The sequence below is a fragment of the Pseudomonas sp. SW-3 genome (assembly GCF_016615645.1).
Lineage (GTDB): Bacteria > Pseudomonadota > Gammaproteobacteria > Pseudomonadales > Pseudomonadaceae > Aquipseudomonas > Aquipseudomonas mandelii.
This window is the reverse complement of the sequence record NZ_CP067098.1, coordinates 3,691,799-3,703,614: the sequence shown is the minus strand read 5'-3', so window position 1 is coordinate 3,703,614 and position 11,816 is coordinate 3,691,799. Positions and strand designations below refer to the sequence as shown.

Annotated in this window: 10 protein-coding genes; 4 read left to right on the top strand and 6 right to left on the bottom strand. The window is 61.9% G+C overall.

Features of this window, described 5'->3' with window-relative positions; all coding sequences use genetic code 11:
• Positions 1-29: 29 nt before the first annotated feature.
• The 3 genes from JIO00_RS16450 to JIO00_RS16440 all read left to right on the top strand — a co-directional run bounded on the left by JIO00_RS16450 (position 30) and on the right by JIO00_RS16440 (position 5,726).
• Positions 30-719, top strand: a complete 690-nt coding sequence (locus JIO00_RS16450; protein WP_010460977.1) for a GntR family transcriptional regulator — start codon at positions 30-32, stop codon at positions 717-719.
• Between the two features lie 146 nt (positions 720-865).
• Positions 866-2,977, top strand: a complete 2,112-nt coding sequence (locus tag JIO00_RS16445) for a hybrid sensor histidine kinase/response regulator (protein WP_200666320.1) — start codon at positions 866-868, stop codon at positions 2,975-2,977.
• A 121-nt stretch (positions 2,978-3,098) separates the two neighbouring features.
• Complete coding sequence (locus JIO00_RS16440; protein ID WP_200666318.1) at positions 3,099-5,726, top strand: excinuclease ABC subunit UvrA; 2,628 nt, start codon at positions 3,099-3,101, stop codon at positions 5,724-5,726.
• A gap of 76 nt (positions 5,727-5,802) precedes the next feature.
• Here the strand turns inward: JIO00_RS16440 and JIO00_RS16435 are convergent, their stop codons facing one another.
• Genes JIO00_RS16435 through JIO00_RS16410 form a run of 6 tightly spaced genes read right to left on the bottom strand, consistent with a single transcriptional unit; the run spans position 5,803 to position 11,230 of the window.
• Entirely contained in the window at positions 5,803-7,746 is a 1,944-nt protein-coding gene (locus tag JIO00_RS16435) for a response regulator (protein ID WP_200666316.1), read from the bottom strand.
• Complete coding sequence (locus tag JIO00_RS16430; RefSeq protein WP_200666314.1) at positions 7,736-8,611, bottom strand: sensor histidine kinase; 876 nt, start codon at positions 8,609-8,611, stop codon at positions 7,736-7,738. Before JIO00_RS16430 ends, JIO00_RS16435 begins: the two co-directional genes overlap by 11 nt.
• Entirely contained in the window at positions 8,604-9,614 is a 1,011-nt protein-coding gene (locus tag JIO00_RS16425) for an ATP-binding protein (RefSeq protein ID WP_077749701.1), read from the bottom strand. The genes JIO00_RS16430 and JIO00_RS16425 overlap by 8 nt, the downstream gene beginning before the upstream one ends.
• Positions 9,611-10,015 carry an anti-sigma regulatory factor gene (locus JIO00_RS16420; RefSeq protein ID WP_010460966.1) on the bottom strand — a complete coding sequence of 135 codons (405 nt, stop codon included), beginning with the start codon at positions 10,013-10,015 and terminating at the stop codon, positions 9,611-9,613. The genes JIO00_RS16425 and JIO00_RS16420 overlap by 4 nt, the downstream gene beginning before the upstream one ends.
• A complete protein-coding gene (locus JIO00_RS16415; protein ID WP_077749680.1) occupies positions 10,012-10,374 on the bottom strand; it encodes an STAS domain-containing protein in 363 nt (120 codons plus the stop codon). The genes JIO00_RS16420 and JIO00_RS16415 overlap by 4 nt, the downstream gene beginning before the upstream one ends.
• A gap of 4 nt (positions 10,375-10,378) precedes the next feature.
• Positions 10,379-11,230, bottom strand: a complete 852-nt coding sequence (locus JIO00_RS16410) for an STAS domain-containing protein (protein ID WP_010460961.1) — start codon at positions 11,228-11,230, stop codon at positions 10,379-10,381.
• Positions 11,231-11,511: 281 nt separating this feature from the next.
• Between JIO00_RS16410 and JIO00_RS16405 the strand changes: the two genes are divergently transcribed.
• Positions 11,512-11,784, top strand: coding sequence for a hypothetical protein (locus tag JIO00_RS16405; RefSeq protein WP_077749679.1), 273 nt, complete (start codon positions 11,512-11,514; stop codon positions 11,782-11,784).
• Positions 11,785-11,816 lie beyond the last annotated feature (32 nt).

Sequence of the window (11,816 nt, the reverse complement as noted above, 5' to 3'; positions counted from 1 at the left end):
CGGTTGTTTAGCGCTAAAGGAGGGTTGAAATGACCGATAAGAAACTCGAAACCACGGTCGACCGCGTCTACCAAGGGGTTTACGAGGCGATCAGCAAACGTTCGTTGCGCCCCGGCATGAAGCTCGGAGAGGCTTCGCTGGCCGAACTTTTTAATGTCAGCCGCACGTCGGTTCGTGCCGCGCTCAAGCAATTGGAAGCGGATGGGCTGGTCACCACCGAGCCCAATAAGGGGGCATCGGTGTCGTTGCCCAGCGACGAAGAGATCCGTTCGCTGTTCGAAACCCGGCGGTTGATCGAGATCGGCATCGTCAGCGAACTCTGCCGTCGTCGGGACACCGCGGTGACCCAGGACTTGCGCGATCATTTGTTGCTGGAAGATGAAGCGCACCGCAGCGGCGACCACGAACGGCTGATTCATCTGCTCGGCGAGTTCCACATCAAACTCGCGCGAAGCCTGAACAACCCGGTGCTGCTGGACTGGTTCCAGAAGCTGATTTCCCGCGCCTCGCTGTACGCCGCCGCCCTCGACGACGACAGCCACGAGGCGTGCCGCGATGATGAACACCTTCGGCTGATCGAATACATCGAGGCCGGCAATCAAAGCGCGGCCATCGAGCTGACCTGCATGCATTTGAATGGTATCGAGAAGGCGATCCTCGACGTCGCCGCCACACTGAAAACCGGCTACCACCCGCTCAAGCACCTGATTGAGGTCTAGCGTTCGCCACAAGAGCCCGCACGGTTTGAATCGGCTAACCTCATATGAAACCATTGGCGTCGGCGATGCTCGAAACAAACGGGCACGCGCCGTCCTCGCACTGCGATCCCGCATTTCAGTCACTCACAGGGACAAAGAGCCAGTCGATGCAGTTTCTATCTGATAGCCACGGGTGTGCCGGCTGGAACGGTGAAATGGCCGGGCGCATCCGCGCGTTCGACTGGAGCCAGACCGAGCTTGGAAACATCGACACCTGGCCCGCCAGTCTGTGCAGCACGGTGCGGCTGATGCTCGCGTCGCCACTGCCGATGGTGATGCTCTGGGGGCGCGAGGGCTACATGATCTATAACGATGCCTACTCGACGTTTGCCGGTGGCCGCCATCCGTATCTGCTGGGCTCGCCGGTCGAGTTGGGTTGGCCGGAAGTGGCCGAGTTCAATCGACATGTGGTGGATACATGCCTGGCCGGCGGCACCTTGTCCTATCGTAATAAATTGCTGGAATTGCTACGCGACGGGGTCCCCGAAGACGTCTGGCTGGACCTCTATTACAGCCCTGTCGCCGATGATGAAGGGCGCCCCGCCGGGGTCATGGCGATGGTCGTTGAAACCACTGAATATGTGATCTCCGAACGCCGGCGCCAGGAAGCCGAAGACGCCTATCGCGCCGACAACGAACGGGTGCGCCTGGCGCTCAATGCCGGGGCTTTGCTCGGCTCGTTCGTCTGGGACATCAAGGGCAACGTACTGTCCGGTGACGAGCGCTTCGCCCGGACGTTCTCCTACCCGACCGAGCAGAACCTGGCCGACCTGCCCGCCGACATTGCTGAAGCCAAGATTCATCCCGACGACCGCAGCTGGGTCCAGGAACGGGTCAGTCAGTCAGTGGCGACCGGCGAGCCCTTCAACGCCGAGTACCGGGTCTTGCGCCCCGACGGCAGCTATTTGTGGGTGCAGGCGAGCGGCTGCTGCGAGTTCAACGAACAGGGCGAGCCGTTCCGCTTCCCCGGCGTGTTGATTGACATTCATGAACGCAAGATTGCTGAAGAATCTCTGCTCAAATTCACCCGCAACCTGGAGCAGCGCGTGGCCGACGAAGTCGATGCGCGGCTGGCGGCGGAAGAGCAACTGCGCCAGTCGCAGAAGCTCGAAGCCATCGGCGGCCTCACCGGCGGCGTGGCCCACGACTTCAATAACCTGCTGCAGGTGATCGCCGGCAACCTGCACCTGCTGGCGCGGCATGAGCCGGACAACGCCAACGTGCAGCGCCGGGTCAGTGCATCGATTGCGGCCGTCGAGCGCGGCGCCAAACTGTCTTCGCAATTGCTCGCGTTTGCCCGCCGGCAACCGTTGTCGCCGGCGGTGTGCGACCCACAACTGATATTCGAAGGGCTGGGTGAGCTGTTGCAACGGGCGCTGGGGGAAACCATCCAGATCGATGTGCAGGTGCCGCAAGAACCTTGGTACATCAACGTCGACCGCAACCAGTTGGAAAACGCCATTCTCAACCTGGCGATCAATGCCCGTGACGCCATGCAGGGCGAAGGGACCATTGAGCTGAGTGCGGGGAATGTGGCGCTCGATCGTAAATTCTGTGCCGGTAAGGGCATCGCGGCGGGTGATTATGTGCGTGTCGCGGTGGCCGACAGCGGCGCCGGTATGTCGCCCGAAATACTCGGGCAGGCGTTCGAGCCGTTTTTCACCACCAAGGCCGATGGTCAGGGCACGGGGTTGGGACTGAGCATGGTGTTCGGTTTCGTCAAACAGAGCGGCGGGCACATCGAGATCTCCAGCATCGTCGGGCAGGGCACTCGGGTGCAGCTTTACTTCCCGCGCAGCTTGCGTGCGTTGCCCAGTGAAACAACATTACGTAATTCACCCCGGCAGGGCGGGCACGAAACCATCCTGGTGGTGGAGGACAACGAAGCGGTGCGCAGCTCGGCGGTGGAATTGCTGAGCGAAGAGGGCTATCAGGTCCTCACCGCGGCCAACGGCGACCAGGCGATGCAGATGTTGCTGGAGGGCGTGCGGGTGAACCTGATTTTCACCGATGTTGTCATGCCCGGCCTGATCAAAAGCTCGGACCTGGCAGCCTGGGCCAAGGTGCAGAATCCCCCGGTGGCGGTGCTGTTTACCTCCGGCCACACCCGGGACATCATCTCGCGCAATCACCAGCTCAGCCCGGATACCCATCTGCTGAGCAAACCTTATGGGCCCGAAGCCCTGACACACATGATCCACACCGTCCTCAGTGGCTGACCACGCACACATTATGGGGGGTTGAATGATCGTTCCCTCGCCCTGCGCGGGAATGATCAGGTGGGAGCACGCTCGCTCCCTAGGATTTTGTGTTTTTTCTGCTATCCAATAAGGGCTCACGATGACTTCAACGCGTACCTCCAATCCTCCTTCCGGCATGGTCAGGGTACGCGGTGCCCGGGAACACAACCTCAAGAACATTGACGTCGACATTCCACGGGATGCCCTGGTGGTGTTCACCGGCGTCTCGGGGTCGGGCAAGTCGTCGCTGGCGTTTTCCACGCTGTACGCTGAAGCGCAGCGCCGTTATTTCGAATCCGTGGCGCCCTACGCGCGGCGGCTGATCGATCAGGTCGGTGTGCCGGACGTGGATTCCATCGAAGGCCTGCCCCCGGCCGTGGCCCTGCAACAGCAGCGCGGCACGCCGAGTACGCGGTCTTCGGTGGGCAGCGTGACGACGCTGTCGAGCCTGATCCGCATGCTGTACTCCCGGGCCGGCAGTTATCCGCCGGGGCAGCCGATGCTGTACGCCGAGGACTTCTCACCCAACACGCCTCAAGGCGCCTGCGCCGAATGTCATGGCCTGGGCCGGGTGTATGAAGTCACCGAAGCCTTGATGGTCCCGGACCCGAGCCTGACCATCCGCCAACGGGCGGTGGCGTCCTGGCCCACGGCGTGGCAAGGGCAGAACCTGCGCGACATCCTGGTGACGATGGGCTACGACGTCGACAAACCCTGGCGTGATCTGCCGAAAAAGCAGCGTGACTGGATCCTCTTCACCGAGGAAACACCGACTGTTCCGGTGTATGCCGGGCTCACCCCGGAAGAAACCAAAGTGGCGCTCAAACGCAAAATGGAGCCCAGCTACCAGGGCACCTTCACCGGCGCCCGACGCTACATCCTGCACACGTTCAGCCACTCGCAAAGTGCGTTGATGAAGAAGCGCGTCGCGCAATTCATGCTCGGCAGTCCTTGCCCGTTGTGCGACGGTAAACGGCTCAAGCGCGAGGCGTTGTCGGTGACCTTTGCCGGCTATGACATCGGCGAGCTGTCGCAGATGCCGTTGCTGCAAGTGGCCGAGGTGCTGAAACCGGTGGCGGCCCACAGCTACCTTGAACAGGCCGATGAGGCGGGCGAGGTGTTGACTCACCGTCAGACCCGCGAGGCCCGTGAACAGCGCGTGGCCCACGGCGCCAGCGGCCACGCCAACGCGCCGGATGTGCGGCATACGCCTAACTTGTCGGTGGAGAAACGCCTGGCCGCGCAACGCATCGCCCAGGATTTACTGGAACGGGTCAGCACGTTGACCGATCTGGGTCTTGGTTATCTGGCGCTGGAGCGCAGCACGCCGACACTGTCGTCCGGCGAGTTGCAACGGCTGCGCCTGGCCACGCAATTGGGTTCGCAGTTGTTCGGCGTGATCTACGTGCTGGATGAACCGTCGGCCGGTCTGCATCCGGCCGATGGGGAAGCGCTGTTCGAAGCGCTGCAACGCTTGAAGGCGGCTGGCAATACGTTGTTTGTGGTTGAACATGACCTGGAAACCATGCGCCGTGCGGACTGGCTGATCGATGTCGGCCCGGCGGCGGGTGAGCATGGCGGTCGGATCCTCTACAGCGGACCGCCACAGGGGCTGACCGAAATCAAAGATTCCCAGACCCGCGCCTACCTGTTCGCCGAGCAAGTCACCGAAGCCAGAACCAGCCGCAAGCCGACCGATTGGCTGCGCCTGGAAGGCATCACGCGCAATAACCTGAACGACCTCGGCGTCGAGTTTCCCTTGGGGTGTTTTACCTCGGTGACCGGCGTTTCCGGTTCCGGCAAATCGAGCCTGGTCAGTCAGGCCTTGCTCGAGTTGGTGGGCGCGCATCTGGGGCGCGCGACCAGCGCCAGCGAACCTGAAGAGTTGAGCCTTGAGGACGATGCGCCACAAGTCAGCGGCGGTCAGGTCACGGCGGGGCTGGAATCGATCAAGCGCCTGGTGCAGGTCGATCAGAAACCCATCGGCCGCACGCCGCGCTCGAACCTGGCGACCTACACCGGGCTGTTCGACAACGTGCGCAAACTGTACGCCGCCACTCCCCAGGCGCAGGCCGAGGGCTACGACGCCGGGCAGTTCTCGTTCAACGTCGCCAAAGGCCGTTGCCCGACGTGCGAAGGCGAGGGGTTTGTCAGCGTTGAGTTGCTGTTCATGCCCAGCGTCTATGCACCGTGTCCGACGTGCCATGGCGCTCGCTACAACCCCGAGACGCTTGCGATCGTCTGGCAAGGTCTGAACATTGCTCAGGTCTTGCAATTGACCGTGGACGAAGCGGTCGAGGTGTTCGCCGAGCAACCGGGCATTCGCCGTTCGCTGGAAGTGCTACGCGACATCGGCCTGGGCTATCTGCGCCTCGGCCAGCCAGCCACGGAACTCTCGGGTGGCGAAGCCCAGCGCATCAAACTGGCCACCGAGCTGCAACGCAACCAGCGCGCGGCGACGTTGTATGTGCTCGACGAACCCACCACCGGCTTGCATCCAAGGGACGTTGACCGGTTGCTCGAACAGTTGAATACGCTGGTCGCGGCGGGGCACACGGTGATTGTGGTGGAGCATGAAATGCGCGTGGTGGCGCAGAGTGACTGGGTGATTGATATCGGGCCGGGGGCGGGGGATCAGGGCGGCAAGATTGTCGTTGCCGGCACGCCGCAGAAAGTCGCCAGGAGCAAGAAGAGCAGGACTGCGCCGTTCCTGGCCCGGGTCCTATGATCGTTCCCACGCGTGGGAACGATCAAGATCCGGTGATCGTTCTTCGCGGGCGAGCCTCGCTCCTACAGGATGGGTGTCAGGCGCAATCGAGCGTGCGTCGGACTTTGTCCAACAGCTCATTGATCTGAAACGGCTTGATCAGCATCTCCATGCCATCGCCGAGGAATACCTGGCGATTGATCGCGTTCTCCGCATAGCCGGTCATGAACAGGATCGGCAAGCTTTCACGCCAGCCTCGGGCGACATCGGCCAGCTCCCGGCCGTTCATGCGCGGCAGTCCCACGTCTGTGAGCATCAGGTCAATCGAGGGGTCGTTCTGCAGGCGTTCAAGGGCGCCTTCGATATCGCCCACCTGCGTGCAGCGGTACCCGGCATCCACCAACACCTCGGCAACGAACATGCGCACCGACGGCATGTCTTCGACAATCAGGACATGCTCGCCCGCGCCCTGTTGATCGACGGTCGCCGGTTCCGCTTCCGTGGTGGTCGGGTCGGCGCTGGCGGGCAACATGATCGTGACTTCGGTGCCGCGACGGGCCACGCTGCGGATGTGCGCATCGCCCCCCGATTGCCGGGCGAACCCGTAAATGCTCGACAACCCCAACCCGGTGCCCTGGCCCAGTGGCTTGGTGGTAAAAAACGGGTCGAACACCTTGTCGATCACACTGTGTTCGATGCCCGTCCCGTCATCGCGCACTGACAGGGCGACATATGCCCCGTCCGCCAGTTTCAGGTCGCCGTGGGAATACGCCGCATAGGTGCTGACCCAGATATTTCCGCCTTGGGGAAGGGCGTCGCGGGCGTTGATCACCAGGTTGAGCACGGCGCTTTCCAGCTGGATCGGGTCGACCAGGGCAATCGCGGCCTTGGAGGTCAATTCGAGTCTCAGCGCAATGTGTTCGCCGATGGTGCGCACCAGCAGATCCTCAAGGGAACGGATGTGTTCGTTGATGTCCACCGGACGCGTATTGAGCGGTTGCTGGCGCGCGAACGCCAACAAACGATGGGTCAGCGAGGCGGCGCTCATGGCCGAGTTCAGCGCCGCTTCGGCATAGAACTGGACCTTCTCGGTACGCGAATCGGCCACCCGTTTCTGGATCAGTTCCAGGCTGGTGATGATGCCGGTCAGCAGGTTGTTGAAGTCATGGGCGATGCCGCCCGTCAGCTTGCCCAGTGCGTCCATTTTCTGCACTTGCAGCAACTGGCTCTCGGTGCGCACGCGTGCGGCGATCTCGTGTTCCAGTTGCGAGGTGGCATCGTCGAGACGGGCCAGGTGCGAGCGCTCGCGATGGCGATGCTCGGTGACGTCTTCTACGAATACCAGGCTCAGTTCAGGGGTGCGATACGGCGAAATCTGCCACTCGGTTTCCCGCAGCTCCCCGTCGATGCGCATATTCAGCGTGCCTTTCCAGCGTTCACCCGCCGTCAGGCGCACCCGCAATTCATCGAGGATCGACTCCTGTTGCTCGGCGAAGCATTCACGCAAGCTCTGTGGATCGCGATTGTCCTGAATCAGTCGGGCGAAGGCGTGATTGCATTCGTGGACTTTGAATTGCGCGTCGAGCACCGCGATGGGGGCCGAGACGTTGACGAAAATCTCCCGAAAACGCGCCTCGCTTTCTCGCAGGGCGTTTTCCGTTTCACGCACCCGCAGCAGGGTGCGCAGGGTGGCCAGCAATACGTCCGGGTCCACGGGATGGATCAGGTAGGCATCGGCCCCGGCGTCCAGGCCAGTGATGATGTCGCCGGTCTGGATCGACGCCGCCGACACGTGAATCACCGGCAACAGCGCCGTGGCCGGCTCCGAACGCAGCTTGCGCACGATATCGAAGCCACTCATGTCCGGCAGGTTGACATCCAGGATCAGCGCGTCGATCAATTCGCTGTCGATCAGCGCCAGGCCGTCGCCGCCGGTCCCGGCTTCGAGCACGAGGTAACCGTGGCGTTCCAGGCGTCGACGCAGGGCATAGCGGGTCGCGACGTTGTCATCGACGATCAACAGGCGGATGTCACGTTTCATCGGCGGGCTCCATGGCGATGGCCAGCGGGATGATCACGAAAAAGGTCGAGCCGACCCCGGGCGTGCTTTCTACCCCGACGTCGCCTCCCAGCAGCGCGGCGAAGCGTTTGCACAAAGACAAGCCCAGACCAGTACCGCGCAAGCGTTTCTGCAAGGGCGAATCGACTTGGGAAAAGTCCTCGAACAATGCGCCATGTAGCTCGGTAGCGATACCTATTCCTGTATCCGTGACGGCAAAGCGCACTTGGCTGGAGCCTTCGAGCGAGGCCGAGACCCGCACTTCACCGCGTGTGGTGAACTTCAGCGAGTTGGAAATAAAGTTGCGCAGGATCTGCGCGAGCTTCTTGTCATCGGTGTACAGGCGCGGCAGGCCAACCGGTTCTTCAAAGATCAGGTCCACGGCGGATGCATTGACGATCGGGCGAAACATGCCGCGCAGGGCGGCAAACAGGTCGAACATGTCGAACCAGGCGGGCGAGATGGTGATGCGCCCGGCCTCGATTTTCGCCAGGTCGAGCAAGTCGTCGACCATGTCGCTCAGTTCCCGCGCGGCCGTGCTGACGAATGCGACCTGCTTGTGCTGCTCGGGGCTGAGCGGGCCGTCGAGTTCATCGGTCAGCAGGCTGGCGATGCTCAGGATCGAGCCCAGGGGCGTGCGAAACTCGTGACTCATGTAGGACAGGAAGCGGCTCTTGAGGTCCGACGCCTGACGCAATTCTTCGGCCTGGTTGTCGAGTTCGGCGTAGAGCGCGAGCACGCCCTGATTGGTTTCGTCGAGCTCTTCGCGCAGCGCCGTGGCTTCACTTTGCAAGCGCTCGATCAATGCCGATTGTTCTTCGATCGGCAGCAGGGGCGATTCAGCCATGGGCAGCCTCCAGTGCAACGACCAGTACCGTTACATCGTCCCGGCCGCGACAGAAGTCGCGATGCAGGACCGCGGCGATCACGGCGGGATGGCGGTACACCAGGCCGGGGTAATCGTGGAGGTTCCAACGGGATTGCAGGCCGTCGCTGTACATGATCAATAGATGTCCGTTCACATGAGCGTAGTCAAAGGGTTGGGCTTTGCGGTATTGCCCGCCGACGATTCCCGGATGGGACGCCAGGCCACGGGACTTGTCCGCACTGATCAGGCTGCCGCCGATATTGCCGATACCGGTGAATCTCAGCGTACCGAGATGACCGTCGAACTGCGCAATCGCCAGCGCACCGCCGCGGGTGCCTGTCATGGCCTGGTGAATGTCTTCGAGCAGGTACACCGGCGAGGCAAAAGGGGCCAGGGCGAAAGCTTTTTCACCGGCGCGGGCGGCGCGTTCGGCTTCTTCGCCATGACCCAGGCCGTCGATCACCAACGCGCTGAGGTTCGCCCCGTCAAACGCCAGGTGCCAGACATCGCCGCACGCCGGGTCGTTGTGCAGCGAGTGCTGGCTGATGCCGATGCGCAAGTCGGCGGCCTTGCTGGCGCGTGGGTATAACCGGGCCAATAACACGGTGCCGCGCGAGTCGGTATGAACATCGAAGACTTCCGCCTGGCGCGATACTGCCCCCAGGCCAATGCCCTGCGTACCGCCCGTGGAAAACCCATCCGTCATGCACGCCTGCAGGTCAAAGCCTTGGGCACGGTCCACCGCGAGTATCTCGATGCCGTTGGCGCTGCTGCCCGGCAGGATGCGCAGGTGCAATTCGCCCCTGGCCGCATGCTTGAGCACGTTGCTGGCCAATTCAGTGGCCACCAGTGCCACGCGTCCGGCATCCGTCGCGTCGAAACCGTTGTCTTCGGCGAGCTTCTGCGCCGTGCGCCGGGCATGGCCGATCTGGCTGCTGTCCTCGATCAACAGCACTTGGGTCAGCGACCCCCCGATGTTCATGTCCATCGGGTGATCGTGATGCGAGTGCCCTGTCCGGGTACGGTGTCCAGTTCGAACTCATCCACCAGCCGTTTCGCGCCGGTCAGGCCAAGGCCCAGGCCGCTGCCGGAAGTCCAGCCGTCGGTCATTGCCAGTTTGATGTCCGGGATGCCCGGGCCTTCATCTCGAAACGTCAGGCGCAGGCCGACCCGCGAGTTTTCGTCGAGGATCTGCCAGTCCATGTCGCCACCGCCGCCATAGACCATGGTGTTGCGCGCCAGCTCGCTGACGGCGGTCACCAGTTTGGTCAGGTCGATCAGGCGCATGCCGCACTCGGTGGCCAGCTTGCGCGCCGTCTGCCGGGCCAGGACCACGTCCTGCTCGATTTGAATGGGCTGAGTGCCGCTGCTGCGCAGGGTCATTGCTCGCGTACTCGTTCCTGGAGCAGTTTCATCCCGCGCTCGACGTTCAGCGCGGTGCTGACGCCGGGCAAGGTCAGCCCGAGCTCTACCAGCGTGATCGCGACCGCAGGCTGCATGCCGACCAGCACGGTCTGGGCATCCATGATTTTCGACAGGCCGGAGATGGTGCCGATCATTCGACCGATAAACGAGTCGACCATGTCCAGCGCCGAGATGTCGATCAACACGCCGCGAGCGGAAGTCTTGCTGATGCGTTCAGAGAGATCGTCCTGGAGCGTGAGGGCAAGCTGGTCATGCATGTCCACCTGAATGGTCACCAGCAGGAAGTCGCCCATCTGCAAAATCGGAATGCGCTCCATCGTCTTAAACCGTCTTGCTGACGGTGATTCCCAGACGGGTCAGGGCCAGTTTCAGGGCATCGGCCAGGTTGGCCTTGGTGACCACGCCTTGCAGGTCCAGCCCCAGGTGAACGATGGTCTGTGCGATCTGCGGGCGCACGCCGCTGATGATGCAATCGGCGCCCATCAGGCGAATTGCAGTCACGGTTTTGAGCAGGTGCTGAGCCACCAGGGTGTCAACGGTCGGCACACCGGTGATGTCGATGATGGCGATTTCCGAGCCGGTATCGACGATGCGTTGCAGCAGCGATTCCATCACCACCTGGGTGCGTTGCGAGTCCAGGGTGCCGATCATCGGCAGTGCGAGGACGCCATCCCAGAGCTTGACCACCGGGGTGGAGAGTTCCAGCAGTTCTTCCTGCTGACGCTTGATCACTGCTTCGCGGGATTTCTGGAAGGTACGGATGGTGTGCATGCCCAGCGCGTCGAGCAGCTCGGACACTTGCCAGAGCTGTTCGGCCAGTACCCCAGGATTTTCTTTGTAGTGGGACTGCAGCAGGGAAAACAGCGGACCTTTCAGTGAAAAAATGAAACTGGCGGTCTGGTGCGAATCCTGGCCGAGCAGGGCGCGGCTGTGGGAGAGTTTTTCGAGGAACTGACGAGCCTCATCCCAACCCGGCGCGGCGATGTTGGGACCGTTGCCGTTTTCCAGGCCCGCGGTCACCAGTTGCAGAAAATCCGAGGTTTGCTGCTTGAGATCGTGGTCTTTGACATTACGATTGGCACCACCGGCTTCCAGGCTCTTGATCCATTCCCCAAGCAAATACGTGTGATTGTTTTTCATCGCGTCGAGTGTGTTGATCTGCATTGCTGCCATGTCCTTGTGCTCCTGAAAGATGGCTGGCCGATTCCCCAAAAACGATCGACCCGAATCAGTGACATTTGCCGTCTGAAATAGTTGTTCGTCCCGACAAGAATTTTTCGTCCTGGCCGGCATTTGCCCGGTAACTCTAGTCGGCACTGCCGCAGACGGCGATTTTTTGACCTTGAGCCTGACGTTGCCTGTCCATTGGATTGAACCCCTGTCCCGGGGTGGCTTCGAACCTTTAAGCCCCCGGCTGTTTGAATCGTGGGCTGGCCGTTACGAGCGAGGTGTGTATGAAAGACGAATCGACACAACAACAGGATCAATCGGGGATGCCGGTCGACCGCAATGACCCGGCGATTGACCCGCAGACGCCGGGTGAGGGTGCGCCAGGCGGTCAGCGTCAGAGCCAATCCTCCGACTCAGAAAGCGCTGACGCAGCGGTGGATCAGAAGAACCGCCATACCGACAATGACAACGAGTTCAGCCCCGGCTTCAAACCGAATCCCGACCGGCCGAAACCCGGCGATGACACGGATGCCGACATCGATACCGATGGCGGCTAGTGCCGGCAGTATGCAGAAAGGCCGCATCCATC